Genomic DNA, 17,481 nt, shown 5'->3' with positions numbered 1-17,481 from the left:
GACTGCGGCCGCAAGCAATATGAAAGGATCAGACGATGGCAGCGGTTTCGTTCCTGGGACTCGGCGTAATGGGTTACCCGATGGCCGGGCATCTCAAGAACAAGGGCGGTCATGACGTGACCGTCTATAACCGCACGGCCGCCAAGGCCGAGAAATGGGTTGCCGAACATGGCGGCGCGCTGGCGCTCACCCCAAAGGAAGCCGCCGAGGGCAAGGACTTTGTCTTTTCTTGCGTCGGCAATGACGATGATCTGCGCTCCGTCACGACAGGCCCGGACGGCGCGTTCCATGGAATGAAAAAGGGTTCGATCTTCATCGACAACACCACCGCCTCTGCCGAAGTTGCACGCGAACTCGCGGCAGAGGCAGAAAAGCGCGGTTTCTCCTTCCTTGACGCACCGGTCTCAGGCGGACAGGCTGGTGCCGAAAACGGCGTGCTCACCGTCATGGTCGGCGGCGCCGACAATGCCTTCGAGAAAGCCAAACCAGTCATTTCCGCCTTTGCCCGCATGGTTGGTTTGATGGGGCCGGTCGGTGCAGGCCAACTCGCCAAGATGATCAACCAGATCTGTATCGCAGGCCTTGTTCAGGGCCTCGCCGAAGCCATTCATTTCAGCAAGAAATCGGGGCTCGACGTCGAAAAGGTGGTGGATGTCATCTCCAAGGGTGCGGCCGGTTCCTGGCAGATGGAGAACCGCCACAAGACAATGAATGCCGGCAAATACGATTTCGGCTTCGCGGTCGACTGGATGCGCAAGGATCTCGGCATCTGCCTGGCGGAAGCCGATCGCAATGGCGCGCGATTGCCGGTCACCGCATTGGTCGATCAGTTCTACAAGGACGTTCAAGCGATGGGCGGCAGCCGCTGGGATACCTCCTCGCTGCTCGCACGATTGGAGAAGTAGTCCGCGGAGGGGCTGGTGCATGAACAACCTGTCACCGGCCTCGACCGCCGCGGAAGTCCTTGCTCATCTGCATACCCTTTCCTCCGAAGAGAATCGCCGGGGTATGCAGCGCTTCGGCATCAAGGTGGAGCGAGCGCTGGGCATTCCGCATGGCCCCCAGCGCGACATCGCAAGGAAGATCAAGCGCAATCACGAACGCGCTTTCGAACTCTGGGAAAGCGGCATTGTCGAGGCGCAGTTCATCGCCTCGGCGACGGCGGATCCGAAACGCTTTTCCGCCGACGATGCAAGGACTTGGGCAGCGACCTTCGATTCCTGGGACATTGTCGATGGTGTCACGGATCTGTTCGTCGACACCGAACACTGGCAACTGCTCATCGCCGAATTCGCCGAGGACGATCGCGAGTTTGTTCGCCGCGCAGCCTTTGCCATGATCGCCTGGGCTTCCGTACATCGCAAAAAGGAACCGGACGTCACGTTTGAAAGCTTGCTGCCGCTGATTGAAAAGCATGCAAAAGACAGCCGCAACTTTGTGAAAAAGGCAATCAACTGGGCCCTGCGCCAAATTGGTAAACGCTCGATGGCACTGCATGGCCCTGCGCTTGTTTTGGCGAAAAAACTCGCGGCCTCTCAAGACAAGACCGAACGCTGGATCGGTAAAGATGCCGTGCGTGAATTGACCAATCCGAAGATATTGGAAAGGCTGGACAAACGAAAGTAACGCCATGGGTCTGCGTTTCGCCGAAGTGACCAAAGAAACCCGCCCCGATTTCGAAGCTCTGTTCCAGGCCAAGGGCGGACCGAGCTATTGCTGGTGCATGGCATGGCGCGACATGCATACGCGCGAGCATGTTGAGAATGCTGAAAAGAAACGTCTGATGGTGGGGAGGATTGCCGGCGGAACGCCGGTCGGCATCCTGGCCTACGATGCCGACGATCCCATTGGTTGGTGCTCGGTCGCACCACGAGAAACCTATCGGAGGCTTTCGCGCCTGCAGGACGATACCGAACGAGGCATCTGGTCGATTGTCTGCTTCTATGTACCGCGCGCACGGCGCGGCTCCGGACTTGCGAAGGCGCTGCTGGATGCGGCGGTCGAACATGCCTTCGCAAAAGGCGCTCGGGCGGTTGAAGCCTATCCTGTCGAGCAGGCTTCGCCAAGTTACCGCTTCATGGGCTTCCGTGACATGTTTCTTGCCCGCGGTTTCCTTGAAACCGGCACGGCGGGCTCCCGCAGGCACATCATGCGCCTGACAGCGGCCTGAACAAAATCAAGCCGCGCTCTGGCCAGCCTCGCGATCGAGCGTCATGTAATCCAGCGGCATTTCAGTGGTGAACTTGATTTGCTCCATCGCAAAGACCGAGGAAACATCGCGGATTTCGATCTTGGCGATCAAACGTTTGTAGAAGGCGTCGTAGGCGGCGATATCCGGCACGACGACACGCAGCAGATAGTCGACATCACCGCTCATGCGGTAGAACTCGACCACCTCCGGGAATTCCTGGATCACTTCCGAGAAACGGCGCAGCCATTCATGGCTGTGCGAATTGGTGCGGATGGACACGAACACCGTCACGCGTGCGTTGATCTTTTCCGGATCGAGCAGCGCGACACGCCGCTTGATGACGCCCTCTTCCTCCAGCTTCTGAATGCGGCGCCAGCACGGCGTCGTCGACAGGCCAACTTTCTTGGCGACGTCAGCAACCGCAAGGGTCGCGTCCTCCTGCAAAAGGCGGAGGATTTTTCTATCAAGGCGATCCATCTTGGGCTCCCGAGGAAAATATTTCCCCATATTCCTTCGAAATTCTGTCACAGACAAGAAAGGAATTCTGCCCAATCGCCGTGAAACGAGTGATAATTTGCGCTGAAATCAATCAATGCGAGAGCGGATTTCCGATTTCAGGAATGGCAGCAACTCCATTTCGAACCAGGGATTCTTTTTCAGCCAGCCAGTGTTACGCCAGGATGGATGCGGCAGCGGCAGCACTTTCGGGCCAGCCGCAGCGTTCCAGATCTTGCGCCAATCGTACACGGTCTCGGTCAGCGAAGCGCGGCGTGCCGCGCCCATATGCCAGCTTTGCGCATAGATACCGATCGTCAGAACCAGTTCGATCTGCGGCATTGCCGCCATGAGTTGCGCACGCCAGGCTGGTGCACATTCCTTACGCGGCGGCAAATCGGCACCCTTGGCGTCCTGGCCCGGAAAACAGAAGCCCATCGGCACGATGGCGAATTTTTCAGTGTCGTAAAACTCTTCCGAGGTCACACCCAACCAATCCCGCAGCCGATCGCCGGAAGCGTCGGTGAACGGCAAGCCGGAAAGATGTACCTTCGTGCCCGGTGCCTGGCTGGCCAAGAGAATGCGCGCGGTCGACGACGGCCGTAGCACAGGCCGCGGCTCATGCGGTAAGGGCCTGCCGCTCGGCATTTCGACGCAGATACGACAAGCCCGCACCTGGGAGACAAGCTGTTCCAATTCAGCCTTCATGCAGTTCAGGCACTGGCACTTGGTCGTCCCGAGACAGCCTTGTGCCAGCGCTGCACATGCATGCAGTCTTCCGGCATCTGGACCCGGGCGGGTTTCATGAAATCGACCGCGACCAGACCGGTGATGTCGGCCACGGAATAGCTGTCACCGGCGATGAATTCGCGCCCGGCCAACTCCTTGTCGAGCAGGCGCAGGAATTCCACTGCCTTGGGCTTGTTGGCCTCGCCCCATTCGGGAACCTGCGGCACTTCCCATTCCTTCATGGCAGGATGGATGTGCCGGAAGGCCTGCGCCACTGGCGTGAACAGGTTGAACTCCATGCGCCGTTGCCACATCTCGACCGTGGCTCGGCCGAGCGCACCCGTGCCGAACAGAACCGGCTCGGGATGCAATTCCTCGAAATAGCGGCAAATGGCGATGGTTTCGGTGAGCACCGTGCCGTCGTCCAGTTCCAGCACCGGCAGTCGCTGTAGCGGATTGCGGGCAGTGACCGTGTCGCTTCGATGTCCCATTGCCCCCATGTCGACAGGTTCCAGCGGTACGCTCAGCCCCTTCTCGGCCAGGAAGATACGGACCCGACGAGGATTGGGCGCGCGCCCTCCGTCGAACAATTTCATTGCCTGCTCCTGATTGTTTCGTCGGTGCCAACCATAGAACCGGGTTCAGCGGAAGCGAAACAATTCTCGCACGGTGTCACCGACACTCGCCAGCGTCCCATGCTTCGGCTCCACGGCACCGTCATGGATGCGACGCCAATCGCGCGGCTCCTCGAAACTGCCGGCCCAGATGCCAGCACGCTTCACACGCGCCGACGCTTCCTCCAGTTCATAGTCGCCAAAGGCTACCGCCCAGCCGGCTCGGACCTGCTCGGCATTGAGATCGATGTCATCCACTTTGCAATCACCTAGAAGCCGGTCATAGCGGTCACGCTGCCATCCACTGCATGAAACCGCGCGCCCGCCAATCAGTTTTGCCAGCGCCTGTCTCGACAGCTTCCCGCAGGGATAGTCCACCCCATCCTTGCGGCACAGTTGCGTGTATTCCGGCGCATCGATACCCCGAAGGCGGATGCGTTCATTGCCCAGCGTGATCGTATCGCCGTCATTGACGGTCGCCTTCCCGTTTTCCTGACGTGTCGAAACACGGTCGAACCGCGCCACGATCAGTGCAATCAGCGCCAGGAACAAAAAAGCCAGCGCATAGTCGAAGAACTTGCGCCACGCACTGCGCGGACGCGGCGGATAAGGCCGTCGCCCGGACCTTTGCGACCACGACCGGCTCATATGGCAAACAAGTTCTTAATCATTCCGCCTTAGCGTCCAGATTGGAGCCGCTGCCCGCGATAACTGAAGTTTCATGCCACTGCTAAGCTCGAACACGGCGGACAAGAACATTGTGGACCGCAGCAAGCCGCATCGCAACAGCGATGTCGCGCGCGCTGTGCGGCGCACGCGCGACCGTCTTTCCCAGCAGGCCGGCATCCCTGATTTCGACCGCGAATTGCTGAAGCTCCACGCTCGCGCGATCGTCAATGGTGCCGCCGCAGTGCCGTTGCTGGTACTTACAATCGCAATTGCCGGCGTGCTGGCTGGCATGAATGCCGATACGCTGGCATGGGCATTGATCACTATGGGCTGCTATGCGGGCCTTGCTTTCATCGCCCGTCGCATAGACCGCAGCGAAGCTGCAGACATCAAGCCAGCGCCAATCCGCAACGCATTCCTAGCTGCTCACGTCGTGAGCGGTCTCGGCTGGGCCTATTTCGCGTCCCTCGGCTGCGGAGCTTGCACCCTGGACCAGTTTTCGGTCATCAAGGCCATTGTGCTGTTGATGGCAATGGCCGCCACCGCGATCATGGCATCCTCGCTGCGTGGCGCATTGCTCGCCACGTTTGCCATCCCCGTCGCTACCTATGCCTATGTCGGCTCCAACGGGTGGATGCCGGCAGAGCCGATCATGGTCGCGCTGTTGGTCGTGGCGCTGCCTTTCTTCGCCTATGTGGCACATCACCTTAACCGCTCTTCGGTGATGCTCTTGTCCTTCCGCACAGAGAAGGATTCGCTGATCGCTGAACTCGAAACGGCCAAGGCGATGTCGGATGAGGCGCGTCGGCGGGCAGAAGAAGCCAATCTCGCCAAGTCGCGCTTTCTTGCCTCAATGAGCCATGAGCTGCGCACGCCGCTCAACGCCATTTTGGGCTTTTCGGAGGTGATGGCCAATGAGGTGCTGGGGCCGATGGGCAACGACACCTACAAGACCTATGCCTCGGACGTGCATGATTCCGGCCGACACCTGCTCGACCTGATCAACGAAATCCTCGACCTGTCGCGTATCGAGGCGGGCCGCTACCAGCTCAACGAGGAGCCGGTGACGCTTTTGACGATCGTCGAGGATTGTTGCCACATGATGGAATTGCGGGCACGCAACAAGGATATCCGCATCGTCGAGGAATTTGAACACCAATTGCCGCGCCTGTTCGCCGACGAACGGGCGGTACGCCAAATCGCTCTCAATCTTCTGTCCAATGCGGTGAAATTCACGCCGACCGGCGGCGAGGTGCGCGTGCGTGTGGGCTGGACCGCGGGCGGCGGCCAATACGTCTCGATCAAGGACAATGGACCCGGTATTCCAGCGGATGAAATCCCTGTCGTGTTGTCGGCCTTTGGCCAAGGCTCGATCGCCATCAAGAGCGCGGAACAAGGGACGGGCCTTGGATTGCCCATCGTTCAGGGATTGATGGCCATGCATGGCGGAGAGTTCGAACTCTATTCGAAGCTGCGCGAAGGCACCGAGGCAATTGCCATCTTCCCGCCGACCAGGGTGATGGAACAACTACCCGCGCTGCCAACCAAGATCGCGGCCGGAGGCCGCCGCCGCTAGAGCGTTTTCGTCTTCTCGGAAACAAGGAACACTTTAACTCTTTGTTTTTACGCAATTCCGGACAGAAAACCGCAGCACGCTTTTCCTAGAATTGCTCTAATCCAATTAGCGAACCGCTGCGGCCATGCCTGAACTGGTCAAGGCCGCGGCCCGGACAAGGCCTGCTGCCAACGCCGCGCCAAATCCCTCGCCATGACTGATGCCAAGGTCAAGCAGCGGCTCGAGCCCCAGCAACCTGGCTGCCTCGGCGTGACCGGGCTCCCGGGAGAGGCCTGCGAGCAGGCAATGGTGGAGCGCAGTGGGATTGGCGGCATGGAGCACTGCCGCTGCAGCGGTCGCGGCAAATCCGTCCAGAACGACTGGAACATTCTGCATCCGTGCTGCCAGGATCGCCCCCGCTATGGCCGCGAATTCCCGTCCTCCAACGCGTCGCAGCGCTTCCAACGGATCCTTCAGATTGCTGCCGTGGAACGCCAGCGCCGCATCCACGGCAGCCACCTTGCGCGCTTGCATGGCCTTGTCAGCGCCGGAGCCAGGACCAACCCAGTCAGCGCCCTTCCCGCCCAGCACGGCCGCGAGAAGTGCGGCCGCCACTGTGGAATTGCCGACACCGATATCACCCAAACACAGAAGATCAGTCCCGCCCGCTGTTGCTTCCATGCCGAAAGCCATGGTGGCGGCGCAACCGCGCTCGTCGAGCGCAGCTTCCCCGGTGATGTCACCGGTCGAAATGTGCAGGGCGAGATCGAAGACCTTGAGGCCGAGATCATAGGCGATGCAGGCCTGGTTTACTGCTGCACCGCCAGCGGCGCATAGCTCGACGGCATTCGCAGTTGCCGCGACGGGACGAGGTGAAATGCCTTGCCTGGTCACGCCGTGATTTCCAGCAAAGACCGCCACCAGCGGGCGATTGACCACCGGCGGCGCCTTGCCGCTCGATGCGGCCAGCCACGCTGCGATGTCCTCCATGCGCCCCAGCGACCCGACCGACTTGTCCGCCTTGGCAAACAGCACGCGCACCCGCTCGCCGGCAGCGTCGTCTATCGGCGGCAGGTTGGCAATCAGGTTGCGGAAATCGTCGAAAGGCAGCGCGCTGGTCATGACAGGTTCCTGTTCGAAGCCGGCAATAGCCGCCCTGCCCGCCCCGCACAACCATATGGGTCACGAAAACAACCCCGGTGTGATTTCGAAATTCGTACAGCGGCCGGCAAGGACGCCGGATGGCGACCTTAAGTGGCGCAAGCCCAAGACCTTGCATTGCCACATTCGTTGCACCATGTGGGAGCATGCCCCTAGGATATTCCCATGACGGCCATCGAATCGCCCTGCATCCTGGTCTGCTCGATCGACATGAAGACCGGCTATTGTTTCGGTTGCGGACGTACGCGCGATGAAATCTCGGCATGGCTCGACATGGCGCCGGAAAGGCGTCGGGCCGTTATGGCCGAACTGCCGGCAAGGCTCGCGACGGTGGAACGCAAGCCGCGCCGCGAAACGCGACGCACGCGCATGGCACGCGAACGCGGCGAGGTGACCTAACGCCTATGAATCGCTCGCTTGTTATCATCCTGGTAGTCATTGCGGCCGCGATAGCATTGCTCGCCTACAATGATTCAGCCGGCAGCACATTCGGCTTCCAAAACTACGATTTCGGCAACCTGGTCTGGCTTGGCATCATCGGCGCTGTGATCGGTGCCGGTCTTTTGCGCTCCGGTCAGCCGCTTGGCAGCATGGCGCGCAATCTCGGCACCTGGGCCGTGATCGTGCTGGCGCTGATCGCCGGCTATCAGTACCGCTATGAATTGCAGGATGTGGCCAGCCGTATCACCGCCGGCCTCGTCCCCGGAAGTCCGCTCGCGCTCGGCATGGAAGACGGCCGCGCGACGGTGACGCTCGACAAGGGCAACAACGGCCATTTCCAAGCGCGTATCCTCGTCAACGGCAAGCCGATCGACGCCGTCGTCGATACGGGTGCGACGACAACCGTGCTCACCGCCGAGGATGCCCGCGCTGCCGGGATCGACCCGGATGGCTTGAATTACACCGTGCGTGTTTCGACGGCCAACGGCAACGCCAACACGGCAGCGGTGCGCACCAATGAACTGGCGCTCGGCGGCATCGCAAGGCGCGACATGCCTGTCCTCATCGCCGCGCCCGGCACACTCGGTCAGAGCCTGCTCGGTATGAATTTCATCAGCTCGCTGTCCGGTTTCGATGTGCGCGGCGACCGCATGATCCTGCGCGATTGAGGCGCACCAGGCCTCAAGGCAGGCCATGGTTACGTGCGACCGCTTAATCTGCTACATGGCGACGCCTCGACAGCGCCGAAGGACCAGATATCAGCGTGATGCTGCAAACCGTTGAAACGAAAGAAAGCACGCTCTACGGACAGCGCGTGTTCTCCATTGCCCCAATGATGGACTGGACGGATCGTCATTGCCGCTTCTTTCATCGGCAGATGACACGACGCGCGCTACTCTACACCGAGATGGTCGTGGCGGATGCGGTGATCCATGGCCAGCGCGAACGGTTGCTGGGTTTCGATGCGGTCGAACACGCGGTCGCGCTGCAACTTGGCGGATCCGACCCTCGGAAACTGGCCGAAGCGGCGCGCATTGGCCAGGATTTCGGCTACGACGAGATCAACCTCAACGTCGGCTGCCCCTCCGATCGCGTTCAGTCCGGCACGTTCGGCGCCTGCCTGATGAAGACACCGGCACTCGTTGCCGACTGCGTCGCCGCAATGAAGGCAGCGGTGAAAGTCCCCGTCACCGTCAAATGCCGCATCGGCGTTGACGACCAGGACCCGGAGCCGGCGCTCGACACCTTGGCCGATGGCGTCTTTGCCGCCGGCGCCGACGCCTTGTGGGTGCATGCACGCAAGGCCTGGCTGGAAGGATTGAGCCCGAAGGAAAACCGAGACATCCCGCCGCTCGATTATCAGCGGGTCTATCGGTTGAAAGCCCGGCTGCAAGAGCGTTTCATCGGCATCAATGGTGGCATCCCGTCGGTTGAAGATGCCGTTGGCCATCTCGACCATGTCGATGGCGCGATGCTCGGCCGGGCCGCCTACCACACGCCTGGCATTCTGGCTTCCGTCGATGCTTCCTTGTCCGGTGAACAGGCGACGGCGTTCGATTTTACTGCCCTGATCGACACCATGGCCGGCTATACTGCGCGCCACATCGAACAAGGCGGCCGGCTTGGCCATGTCACACGCCACATGGTCGGCCTGTTCCATGGCCTGCCGGGCGCGCGCCGCTGGCGGCAGATCCTGTCCACAGATGCCACACGCCCGGGCGCAGGACCGGACGTGCTGAAGGCGGCATTCGCTTCGATCGACTTCAACGCAGAGGCGGCCGCCTAGACCAGGAACGCAGTGGCGAGCGGCGCTTTACTCAGCCGCTACAGCAAGCGGCGCTCGGCTGCCGAGAACTGTCTCCGCCTCACCGATCGCTTGTGCCACCCGCCGCAGCAAGGGTTCGGAGACAGGCACACCGTTATCGAAATCGCGGTCCGTGGCATAGACGGCGGTCGGCAAAGCAAAGGCTTCAAAGAAGCCGAACAGTGGCCGCAATTGATGTTCGACGATCAGCGCATGACGGTCGCCGCCGCCGGTCGCGGTCAGGAGCACCGGCTTGCCTCGAAGTGCCGTCGGGTCAAGCAGATCGAAGAAATGCTTGAACAAACCAGTGTAACTGCCCTTATACGTTGGTGAACCGATCACAAGCAGATCGGCCTCCGTGATCGCCTGCAGGATCGCCTGCGCCGGATCGTCCAGCGCGCCCGCCCTGCGTGCGCTGACAAGCGAGGGGCCAAGGTCTTCAATGTCCCAGCTTCTTGCCGACAAACCGTTGCGGCGGCCGATCTCCTGGACGATGTGGTCGACAAAGGCCGAGGTCTTGGACGGCCGGGTGATGTTGCCGGAAAAACCGACAATGCGCGCGCGGGTCATGGGATAGTCTCCTTTACTTTAATGCGCCTCAGGATGCCGAGGCGACGACGCGGGGGCGCGCACCGCGCCCGAATTCGACATCCCAGCCGCGCAGTGCCGGCGCGGTTTCACCGTGCAGATTGAGCTTGGGGAACAGCAGTTCGGCAACGTTGTAAGCCTCTTCCAGATGCGGATAGGCCGAAGCGATTATGGTTTCGATGCCGATCGCCTGGTATTCGCGGATACGGGCGGCGACATTGTCGGGGCTGCCGACCAACGCGGTCCCCGCTCCACCACGCACCAGTCCAAGCCCTGCCCATAGATTGGGCCCGACCACCAGCTTGTCGCGGCGTCCCTGGTGCAGTGCCGACATGCGCTTCTGGCCAACCGATTCCGAAACGTTGACGAAATTGTTCTGCGCCTCGGCGATCACCTCGTCGGTGACATGGCTGATCAACCGGTCCGCTGCGGCCCAGGCCTCTTCTTCGGTCTCGCGTACGATGAGATGGATACGCAAACCGAAGCGGATGCTGCGTCCTTCCCTGGCCGCAGCCACGCGCACGCGTTCCAGCTTTTCAGCGAGTTGATCGACCGGCTCGCCCCAGCTCAGGTAAACATCGACATGCTTGGCGGCGATTGCGATGCCGGCATCCGACGAACCGCCGAACCAGAGCGGCGGATAAGGCTTCTGCACCGGCGGAAACGAAATGTCCGAGCCCTTCGCCGAGAGATACTGACCTTCGAAATCCACCTCCTCACCCGAAAGCATGTCACGCCAGATCGTCAGGAACTCATCGGTCTGTGCGTAGCGCTCGGTGTGATTTAGCTTGTTGCCGTCACCAGCAAGGTCGGCGGGGTCGGCGCCGGTGACAACGTTAAGCAGGACACGACCATTCGAGATACGGTCGAGCGTCGCGGCGTGGCGCGCAAACAGCGCAGGCGTGCCGCTCCCAGGCCGCAGAGCCACCAGGAAACGCAATTGCTCGGTCTGCGGGATCAGCGCAGCCGCCGTGATCCAGGCATCTTCGCAGCGCGTGCCCGTGGGAAGAAGCACACCCTTGAAACCGAGCCTGTCCGCTGCCTGTGCAATTTCTCTGAGATAACCAAAGGTTGCCGGGCGGTGCCGCTCGTCGGTACCGAGATATGGCCCGTCGCCATGAGTCGGCAGATACCAGTAGACGTCGAGGGGCGCGTTGGACATGGAATGTTCCTTCTGCGATCGCTTGTATCGATTGTTCAGATCTTGCCCTTCCAGGGCACCAGCCTGCGCTCCAGCCAGCGCATGCCGATGGCGAACAGGAAAGCCAGGACTGCAATGAGGATGAGGCCGACGAAAACCACATCGGTCGACAGGAAGTTCGCGGCCGACATGATCATGTAGCCAAGCCCGGAGCGGGCGGCGATGAGTTCGGCCGCAACGAGGCACGACAGGCCGGCGGCGACCGCGATGCGCAGGCCGGTCAGGATTTCGGGCAGCGCCGAAGGCAGGATGATGTTGGTGAAGAGCTGCAACCGCGTGGCGCCGAGTGAAAGCGCCGCGTTGATGCGCTCGACCGGCACCGAGCGCACGCCGGCCTGCGCCGAGAAGCAGATCGGCGCGAAGGTGGACAGCGAAAGCAGAACGATCTTGGAGGATTCACCTATCCCCAGCCAGATGATCAGCAGCGGCAGATAGGCAAGCGGCGGCAGCCCCCAATAGAGCCCGATCGGCACAGACAGGGTGCCCCGTACCCAGCGGTTCAGCCCCATAAGCAACCCGATCGGAACGCCAAGCACCACGCCGATGCCGAGCGCCACGAGGATCCGCCCGAGGCTCGCCAACGTGTGCTGGAGGAGCGTGCCATCAGCATAGCCGTCAAGAGCGACGGCTTGAAACTGCGTCAACACCTCCGCCGGCGACGGCAGGAACAACGGTGTGGCCCAACCGAGCTGGGTCGCGACAAACCACAGAGCGAGCAACGCCAGCAAGGTGATCGTGCTTATCAGAAGCGTACCGGACGATACCGTTTTGCTTGCCCGGTTCGTTGGCGGACGACGCGCCGCCGGCTGGACGTGTGTGAAGACAGCGCGTGGATCTGCGGCAAGCGTCATTGCAAGGTTCCTTTGCCGGCTGGCCGATGGATGAGCGCGCGGATTTCCTCGCGCAGTTCGATGAAGTGCGGGTTGGAGAGGATCGGGCCGATGTCACCGGTCTCGGCGAATTCGCGCACGAAACCCGCCTTGAAGCGCGCAACGATGCGGCCGGGCCGCGGCGACATCACCACCACGGTGGTGCCCAGCGTCAGCGCTTCCTCGATGGAATGGGTGATGAACAGGACCTGCTTGCCGGTGCGAGCCCAGACTGAAGCTAGCAATTGCTGCATCGTCTCGCGCGTCAAACTGTCCAAGGCGCCGAACGGCTCGTCCATGAGCAGGATCTTCGGATCCGTCGCCAGGGCACGCGCCAGACCGACACGCTGGCGCATGCCACCCGACAGCTCATAAGGCGGCTTGTCGGCGAAATCGGCAAGACCAACAAGGTCGAGCAGTTCGCGAGCGCGCTCGCGCCGTACCGTCCTCGAGACGCCGGCAAACTTCAGCCCCAGCGCGACGTTGTCGACAACGCTTGCCCAGGGCAGCAGCGTGTCTTTCTGGAAGACGACGCCACGATCGCCACCAGGCCGATTGATCTCCTCACCGTCGAGCGTGATCGAACCTTCGGTCAACGGCAGGAAGCCGGCGATGGCGTTGAGCAGCGTCGACTTACCGCAACCGGATGCGCCGACCGCAACGACGATGGAATCGGGAGCGATATCCAGCGACACATGATCGAGCGCATGCACGGCGCTGCCGTCTGAGGCCGGAAAAGTGACGCTGGCGTCTCGGATCTGGAGCATGGTGAACCCTCAAGACCAGGCACGAACCGCTTTCAGCCCGTGCCGGGTCAATTCGTCAGTTAGAGACCTTGGCAGCAGCCGCGTATTGCGGGTCTGCGAAGACGCCGTAGTCGTCCTTCACAGCAGTGATCTTGCGCTGCTCCTTCAGGAAGCCGGCGGTGTCCTTGAGTATCTTGGCAACGCCGCTGTTTTCACCACCGCCCAGCCACTTGTCGGAAAGCTGTTCGGCGAGCGGCGGCACGACGGTCGTCTTGATGCGCTCGGCATGGTCGGCCGGTGTACCGCCTTGCAGGCCGGCGATCAGCTTGATGTTTTCCGAATCCGCGCCCCATGCCGCCTTGTCGTTGGCGAAGGAGGTGAAGTAGCCATCCACCTGTTGCACATACTGCGTCAGGAAGTCGGGATGCTCCTTGGCGAATTCGCCGGTCGCGACCAGCGCGCTGAAGGTCGGGGCGCCACGGTCGGCCACCTCACCCGCCGTCAACAGCACCTTGCCGTTCTTCTTCAGTTCGGAGAGCGCCGGATCCCAGACAAAGGCACCGTCGATGTCGCCGCGCTTCCAGGCCGCGACGATCTCGGGCTGAGGAATGGCGATGACCTGGGCATCCTTCTCGGCAATGCCTTCCTGCTTCAGCACCGCGAGCAGCTGGTAGTGGTCGGTGGAAACCGGCGCTGCGGCCAGCTTCTTGCCCTTCAGGTCTTTCGGAGATGTTATCTCGGGCCGAACCACCAGCGCCTCGCCGTCGCGCGAGACGGAGGAGATGTAGAAACCTTTGACGTCCAGTCCCTTGGAGACAGCGGCGGCATAGGGGCTGGAACCGACATCACCGATCTGCACGGCGCCGGAGGCAATGGCGGCGAAGATGTCGGCGCCCGAATTGAAGCGGCGGAATTCGATATCCCAGCCGGTTTTTCTGGCGATGTCGCCATTGGCAATGCCGACGAAGTAAGGGATCGAGCCGGTCTGGTAGGCGATGACCACCTTCTTGTCGTCCGCGGCGAAAGCCAGCGAGACGGAAGCGCCAAGCGAAAGCCCCGCGAGGGCGGCGGTGAAGAGTTTGCGCATGCGTTTACCCCTTTCCATGATCGAGGTTTAGCCCTCGAAACTCAGCGCACGTCGCTGATCGGCTTAAACGCTACTGAATTTGTAGAATTAGTTTAGAAAGCTTTTTGCGAATGTCGCCGCACATGCGAACGATCTATCTAACGACACACCGAAATGCCGAACCCGGGTTCGATATGGGGAATGGCGCGCCCCGGGCCGGCTAAAGACGAACCGACATAATTCGCCTCGGTATGCGGTATGCTGCCGGAGAGATCGAAGGTGACGCCAGCGGTGAAGAGTTCTCGCGGACGCCCAAGCGGGTCTCGTCGAAGTTTGAACGATCATTGCTGGCCCACTGGCAGCTTGATTTCATCGCCCTGCCCGCTTCCTCCTCACGGCATGCAGTGCTAGGGCATCGACACTCTCTAACCGAACTGGAAACGGATCTTGGCCAGCCCCGATGTGACGAAGAAACTCCCAGTGATCGAAATCTGCGTCGAGGGCATCGATGGCCTTCTCGCCGCAGAGAGCGCGGGCGCCGATCGCGTGGAACTCTGCGCCAGCCTGGTGGAGGGTGGCATCACGCCGAGCCTCGGTACGGTTCGCCTGGCGCTGGAACTGGCCAGGATCCCCTTCCACGTCATCGTGCGACCTCGCGGCGGTGACTTCCTCTACAGCGAGACCGAGTATCGCTCGATGCTGGCCGATGTCGCAGCGCTTCGCGAACTCGGCGTCGCCGGCGTCGTGGTCGGCTGCCTCACCGCCGATGGCGAGATCGACGAAGAGCGCATGGTCGGCCTGGTCGACGCGGCTGGACCGCTCGCCGTCACCTGCCACCGGGCCTTTGACATGACACGCGACCCGACCGAGGCGCTCGAAGCCCTGATCCGCTGCAAGGTCGGACGAGTGCTCACCTCCGGCCAGCGCGACACGGCCATGGAAGGGGCGGATCTTCTGGCAGCGCTGGTCAAGCAAGCAGCCGGCCGCATCATCATCATGGGGTGCGGTGCCCTTGATCCCGACAATATCGGCGCAGTGCGGGCAAAGACCGGGCTGACCGAAATGCATTTCGCATCGCTCAGGGAAGAAGCCAGCGGCATGCTCTATCGCAATTCGCATGTCGGCATGGGCGGTGACGATCTCGACCGCGAATACCGGAACACCGTTACCGACGAGGCGCTTGTGGCGGCCACCATCAGGGCCGCGCGGGCATGACGATTTCTCTTCCCATCGAGGCCCTCGGGGGTGCCGACGAAGCGGCAGTGCTCGTTCTCAACAATGAGAACGCCGCCGAACTATCCTGGTTGGAACCGGAAGAACTCTCCGCATTGATCGGCACGTCGTTCTCGGCAAGCCGCATCGGTGATCTTGAGGCTTTCCTGCTGACCTTCGACCAGACAGCCGCCTACGACAGTCCGAATTTCCTGTGGTTTCGGGGGCGCTATCCGCGCTTTGTCTATGTAGACCGCATCGTGGTGGCAGCCAGCGCTCGGGGACGCGGTCATGCGCGCCGGCTCTACGAAGACCTGTTCGCGCGCGCCGCGGCGGCAGGCCACGACATCGTCACCTGCGAGGTCAATTTGGACCCGCCCAATCCGACCTCGGATGCCTTCCACGCCGCCCTTGGTTTCCGCGCAGTCGGCGAAGCCGTCATCCATGGCGGCAAGAAAGCCGTTCGCTACTATGCCAAGCAGCTGAAGGCCTGAAATCCGGGATAGAGCGCCGCTGCTTACGCTTCATCTCTCCAAGTGCTACCGGAACAGCGGCAGGGCACTGACCAATGTCATCCAGAAGCCCCATACCAGCGGGACGCCGACCAGCAGCCAGGCGAGCAGCAGCTTGATCGAACCGCCTTGCGTTTCGTTGGCCATACCATCCTCCCTCAAGCCGGTTGTTCGACTTTCATATGAAAGCGTTCGTTCACCGGCCGCATCAAAAGATTGAGCACAAAGCCGACAACGAGCAAGCCCGCCATGATGTACATGGTGACCGTGTAGGCGTCGGCCTTCGCCACCCCGCTGTCGATCTGGTACTGGCGGATATAATTGACCAAAACCGGCCCGAGCACGCCCGCGACCGACCAGGCGGTCAGCAGACGACCGTGGATGGCGCCGACATAACGAACGCCGAACACGTCGCGCAGATAGGCAGGTACGGTGGAAAAGCCACCGCCGTACATCGACAGGATGACACCGTAGAACAGCACGAAGAAGAAGATGCTGCCGGTCTGGCCCGTCCACGGCACGGCCGCATAGAGGATCACACCGAGCAGGAAGAAAATGGCATAAGTTGTTTTTCGACCAATGAAATCGCTGGTCGAGGCCCAGAAGAAGCGGCCCAGCATGTTGAAGATCGACAGGAGGCCGACAAAACCTGCCGCTGCTGCCGGCGAAATGCGGCCTGGGAACATTTCCTGGCTCATCGCCGATGCCTGGCCAAGCACCCCGATTCCGGCGGTGACGTTGAGGCAGAGCACGCCCCATAGCAGCCAGAACTGTGGCGTCTTCAACGCATCGTCGAGATGCACGTTGGCATTTGTCACCATCGCGCTTTGCTTCACCGGAGGGGTCCAGCCTGCTGGCCGCCAGCCCTCCGGCGGCACGCGCACGAGGGTGGCGCCGATCATCATGAAGATGAAATAGACGACGCCCAGTACCAGGAAGGTTTCGGCGACACCAACGTGGGTTTCGGTCGAAAAAAGCTTCATCAGATAGACCGAGAGCGGAGAGGCAATGAAGGCGCCACCGCCGAAACCCATGATCGCCATGCCGGTCGCCATGCCTGGCCGGTCGGGGAACCAGGTGATCAGTGTCTTGACAGGCGAGATATAGCCAAGTCCGAGCCCAATGCCGCCGATGACGCCGTAGCCCAGGTAGATGATCCAGAGCTGATGCAGATAGACGCCGAGTGCCGATATGAGAAAGCCGCCGCCGAAGCAGCAGGCGGCAAGCGCCATCGCCTTGCGTGGCCCGACCCGGTCCAGCCAGCCGCCGCCGAAGGCCGCTGCGATCCCGAGAAAGGCGATGGCGATCGAGAAAATCCAGCCGAGGCTGGTCAATTTCCAGTCGTCCGGCGCGGATTCGGCGATGCCGATCAGCTTCGACATCGGCAGATTGAAGACGCTGAAGGCATAAGCCTGGCCGATGCACAGATGGATGCAAAGGGCCGCTGGCGGCACCAGCCACCGGTTGAAACCGGGTTCGGCGACGGTATGCGCACGGTCGAGCCAGCTGCCTGGGGCTTCCGTCCTGGCTTGCATCTCTCTCCTCCCTCTTCAGTTGCCGGGAGGATAGAACTGCGACGAGAGCAAGCAACGGCGAATGCCCTCACCACTACCAATGTCTAATTGCGA

20 protein-coding genes are annotated in these 17,481 nt (G+C 61.4%); 9 read left to right on the top strand and 11 right to left on the bottom strand.

Annotation, left to right across the window (positions count from 1 at the left end):
• Positions 1 to 35 precede the first annotated feature (35 nt).
• Genes ACFWXH_RS06350 through ACFWXH_RS06340 form a run of 3 tightly spaced genes read left to right on the top strand, consistent with a single transcriptional unit; the run spans position 36 to position 2,170 of the window.
• Positions 36 to 905, top strand: coding sequence for an NAD(P)-dependent oxidoreductase (locus ACFWXH_RS06350; protein WP_379118438.1), 870 nt, complete (start codon positions 36 to 38; stop codon positions 903 to 905).
• Between the two features lie 19 nt (positions 906 to 924).
• Positions 925 to 1,626 (top strand): DNA alkylation repair protein, encoded by a 702-nt coding sequence (locus ACFWXH_RS06345; protein WP_379118436.1) that lies wholly within the window; start codon positions 925 to 927, stop codon positions 1,624 to 1,626.
• Between the two features lie 4 nt (positions 1,627 to 1,630).
• Positions 1,631 to 2,170: a GNAT family N-acetyltransferase gene (locus ACFWXH_RS06340; protein WP_379118434.1), complete on the top strand. Its 540-nt coding sequence runs from the start codon at positions 1,631 to 1,633 to the stop codon at positions 2,168 to 2,170.
• A 6-nt stretch (positions 2,171 to 2,176) separates the two neighbouring features.
• Here the strand turns inward: ACFWXH_RS06340 and ACFWXH_RS06335 are convergent, their stop codons facing one another.
• From ACFWXH_RS06335 to ACFWXH_RS06320, 4 genes are all read right to left on the bottom strand, one after another.
• On the bottom strand, positions 2,177 to 2,668 hold the full coding sequence (locus ACFWXH_RS06335) for an Lrp/AsnC family transcriptional regulator (RefSeq protein WP_054313024.1): 492 nt from the start codon (positions 2,666 to 2,668) through the stop codon (positions 2,177 to 2,179).
• Positions 2,669 to 2,776: 108 nt separating this feature from the next.
• Positions 2,777 to 3,460 carry a uracil-DNA glycosylase family protein gene (locus ACFWXH_RS06330; protein WP_379118987.1) on the bottom strand — a complete coding sequence of 228 codons (684 nt, stop codon included), beginning with the start codon at positions 3,458 to 3,460 and terminating at the stop codon, positions 2,777 to 2,779.
• Positions 3,400 to 4,011 carry a glutathione S-transferase gene (locus tag ACFWXH_RS06325; RefSeq protein WP_379118432.1) on the bottom strand — a complete coding sequence of 204 codons (612 nt, stop codon included), beginning with the start codon at positions 4,009 to 4,011 and terminating at the stop codon, positions 3,400 to 3,402. Before ACFWXH_RS06325 ends, ACFWXH_RS06330 begins: the two co-directional genes overlap by 61 nt.
• Before the next feature lie 45 nt (positions 4,012 to 4,056).
• A complete protein-coding gene (locus ACFWXH_RS06320) occupies positions 4,057 to 4,677 on the bottom strand; it encodes a thermonuclease family protein (RefSeq protein ID WP_379118430.1) in 621 nt (206 codons plus the stop codon).
• 73 nt (positions 4,678 to 4,750) lie between these two features.
• Here ACFWXH_RS06320 and ACFWXH_RS06315 point away from each other — a divergent pair, with 73 nt between their 5' ends.
• Positions 4,751 to 6,274: a sensor histidine kinase gene (locus ACFWXH_RS06315; protein ID WP_379118428.1), complete on the top strand. Its 1,524-nt coding sequence runs from the start codon at positions 4,751 to 4,753 to the stop codon at positions 6,272 to 6,274.
• Between the two features lie 105 nt (positions 6,275 to 6,379).
• On the opposite strand, the gene ACFWXH_RS06310 is transcribed toward ACFWXH_RS06315, so the two are convergent.
• On the bottom strand, positions 6,380 to 7,375 hold the full coding sequence (locus ACFWXH_RS06310; RefSeq protein ID WP_379118426.1) for a nicotinate-nucleotide--dimethylbenzimidazole phosphoribosyltransferase: 996 nt from the start codon (positions 7,373 to 7,375) through the stop codon (positions 6,380 to 6,382).
• A 204-nt stretch (positions 7,376 to 7,579) separates the two neighbouring features.
• On the opposite strand from ACFWXH_RS06310, the gene ACFWXH_RS06305 reads away from it, so the two are divergent.
• From ACFWXH_RS06305 to dusA, 3 genes are all read left to right on the top strand, one after another.
• Complete coding sequence (locus ACFWXH_RS06305; protein WP_379118424.1) at positions 7,580 to 7,813, top strand: DUF1289 domain-containing protein; 234 nt, start codon at positions 7,580 to 7,582, stop codon at positions 7,811 to 7,813.
• Positions 7,814 to 7,818: 5 nt separating this feature from the next.
• On the top strand, positions 7,819 to 8,523 hold the full coding sequence (locus tag ACFWXH_RS06300) for a TIGR02281 family clan AA aspartic protease (protein WP_379118422.1): 705 nt from the start codon (positions 7,819 to 7,821) through the stop codon (positions 8,521 to 8,523).
• Between the two features lie 98 nt (positions 8,524 to 8,621).
• On the top strand, positions 8,622 to 9,641 hold the full coding sequence (gene dusA, locus ACFWXH_RS06295) for a tRNA dihydrouridine(20/20a) synthase DusA (protein WP_379118985.1): 1,020 nt from the start codon (positions 8,622 to 8,624) through the stop codon (positions 9,639 to 9,641).
• Between the two features lie 27 nt (positions 9,642 to 9,668).
• Here dusA and msuE read toward each other — a convergent pair whose 3' ends face one another.
• From msuE to ACFWXH_RS06270, 5 genes are read right to left on the bottom strand one after another with little or no spacing between them, the layout of a single operon-like run.
• A complete protein-coding gene (gene msuE / locus ACFWXH_RS06290; RefSeq protein ID WP_379118420.1) occupies positions 9,669 to 10,229 on the bottom strand; it encodes an FMN reductase in 561 nt (186 codons plus the stop codon).
• Between the two features lie 28 nt (positions 10,230 to 10,257).
• Complete coding sequence (gene ssuD / locus ACFWXH_RS06285; RefSeq protein WP_379118418.1) at positions 10,258 to 11,409, bottom strand: FMNH2-dependent alkanesulfonate monooxygenase; 1,152 nt, start codon at positions 11,407 to 11,409, stop codon at positions 10,258 to 10,260.
• A gap of 35 nt (positions 11,410 to 11,444) precedes the next feature.
• A complete protein-coding gene (locus tag ACFWXH_RS06280; protein ID WP_379118416.1) occupies positions 11,445 to 12,299 on the bottom strand; it encodes an ABC transporter permease subunit in 855 nt (284 codons plus the stop codon).
• Entirely contained in the window at positions 12,296 to 13,084 is a 789-nt protein-coding gene (locus ACFWXH_RS06275; RefSeq protein ID WP_379118414.1) for a taurine ABC transporter ATP-binding protein, read from the bottom strand. Before ACFWXH_RS06275 ends, ACFWXH_RS06280 begins: the two co-directional genes overlap by 4 nt.
• A 55-nt stretch (positions 13,085 to 13,139) precedes the next feature.
• Positions 13,140 to 14,150: an ABC transporter substrate-binding protein gene (locus ACFWXH_RS06270; RefSeq protein WP_379118412.1), complete on the bottom strand. Its 1,011-nt coding sequence runs from the start codon at positions 14,148 to 14,150 to the stop codon at positions 13,140 to 13,142.
• Positions 14,151 to 14,576: 426 nt separating this feature from the next.
• Between ACFWXH_RS06270 and ACFWXH_RS06265 the strand changes: the two genes are divergently transcribed.
• Together ACFWXH_RS06265 and ACFWXH_RS06260 are read left to right on the top strand one after the other, a co-directional pair.
• Positions 14,577 to 15,344 (top strand): copper homeostasis protein CutC, encoded by a 768-nt coding sequence (locus ACFWXH_RS06265; RefSeq protein WP_379118410.1) that lies wholly within the window; start codon positions 14,577 to 14,579, stop codon positions 15,342 to 15,344.
• Positions 15,341 to 15,835 carry a GNAT family N-acetyltransferase gene (locus ACFWXH_RS06260; protein ID WP_379118408.1) on the top strand — a complete coding sequence of 165 codons (495 nt, stop codon included), beginning with the start codon at positions 15,341 to 15,343 and terminating at the stop codon, positions 15,833 to 15,835. The genes ACFWXH_RS06265 and ACFWXH_RS06260 overlap by 4 nt, the downstream gene beginning before the upstream one ends.
• Before the next feature lie 176 nt (positions 15,836 to 16,011).
• On the opposite strand, the gene ACFWXH_RS06255 is transcribed toward ACFWXH_RS06260, so the two are convergent.
• Positions 16,012 to 17,388 (bottom strand): OFA family MFS transporter, encoded by a 1,377-nt coding sequence (locus ACFWXH_RS06255; RefSeq protein WP_379118406.1) that lies wholly within the window; start codon positions 17,386 to 17,388, stop codon positions 16,012 to 16,014.
• Positions 17,389 to 17,481 lie beyond the last annotated feature (93 nt).

The organism is Mesorhizobium sp. NPDC059054, assembly GCF_042739215.1.
GTDB lineage: Bacteria > Pseudomonadota > Alphaproteobacteria > Rhizobiales > Rhizobiaceae > Mesorhizobium.
This window is presented reverse-complemented; position numbering and strand designations above follow the sequence as displayed.

Bases quoted from the DNA above. Each gene is read 5' to 3' on its own strand.
- ACFWXH_RS06275 (WP_379118414.1), bottom strand. From the start codon at position 13,084: ATGCTCCAGATCCGAGACGCCAGCGTCACTTTTCCGGCCTCAGACGGC.
- ACFWXH_RS06280 (WP_379118416.1), bottom strand. From the start codon at position 12,299: ATGACGCTTGCCGCAGATCCACGCGCTGTCTTCACACACGTCCAGCCG.
- ACFWXH_RS06315 (WP_379118428.1), top strand. From the start codon at position 4,751: ATGCCACTGCTAAGCTCGAACACGGCGGACAAGAACATTGTGGACCGC.
- ACFWXH_RS06310 (WP_379118426.1), bottom strand. From the start codon at position 7,375: ATGACCAGCGCGCTGCCTTTCGACGATTTCCGCAACCTGATTGCCAAC.
- ACFWXH_RS06325 (WP_379118432.1), bottom strand. From the start codon at position 4,011: ATGAAATTGTTCGACGGAGGGCGCGCGCCCAATCCTCGTCGGGTCCGT.
- ACFWXH_RS06350 (WP_379118438.1), top strand. From the start codon at position 36: ATGGCAGCGGTTTCGTTCCTGGGACTCGGCGTAATGGGTTACCCGATG.
- ACFWXH_RS06300 (WP_379118422.1), top strand. From the start codon at position 7,819: ATGAATCGCTCGCTTGTTATCATCCTGGTAGTCATTGCGGCCGCGATA.
- ACFWXH_RS06255 (WP_379118406.1), bottom strand. From the start codon at position 17,388: ATGCAAGCCAGGACGGAAGCCCCAGGCAGCTGGCTCGACCGTGCGCAT.
- ACFWXH_RS06340 (WP_379118434.1), top strand. From the start codon at position 1,631: ATGGGTCTGCGTTTCGCCGAAGTGACCAAAGAAACCCGCCCCGATTTC.
- ACFWXH_RS06305 (WP_379118424.1), top strand. From the start codon at position 7,580: ATGACGGCCATCGAATCGCCCTGCATCCTGGTCTGCTCGATCGACATG.
- msuE (WP_379118420.1), bottom strand. From the start codon at position 10,229: ATGACCCGCGCGCGCATTGTCGGTTTTTCCGGCAACATCACCCGGCCG.
- ACFWXH_RS06335 (WP_054313024.1), bottom strand. From the start codon at position 2,668: ATGGATCGCCTTGATAGAAAAATCCTCCGCCTTTTGCAGGAGGACGCG.
- ACFWXH_RS06260 (WP_379118408.1), top strand. From the start codon at position 15,341: ATGACGATTTCTCTTCCCATCGAGGCCCTCGGGGGTGCCGACGAAGCG.
- ACFWXH_RS06270 (WP_379118412.1), bottom strand. From the start codon at position 14,150: ATGCGCAAACTCTTCACCGCCGCCCTCGCGGGGCTTTCGCTTGGCGCT.
- dusA (WP_379118985.1), top strand. From the start codon at position 8,622: ATGCTGCAAACCGTTGAAACGAAAGAAAGCACGCTCTACGGACAGCGC.
- ACFWXH_RS06320 (WP_379118430.1), bottom strand. From the start codon at position 4,677: ATGAGCCGGTCGTGGTCGCAAAGGTCCGGGCGACGGCCTTATCCGCCG.
- ACFWXH_RS06345 (WP_379118436.1), top strand. From the start codon at position 925: ATGAACAACCTGTCACCGGCCTCGACCGCCGCGGAAGTCCTTGCTCAT.
- ssuD (WP_379118418.1), bottom strand. From the start codon at position 11,409: ATGTCCAACGCGCCCCTCGACGTCTACTGGTATCTGCCGACTCATGGC.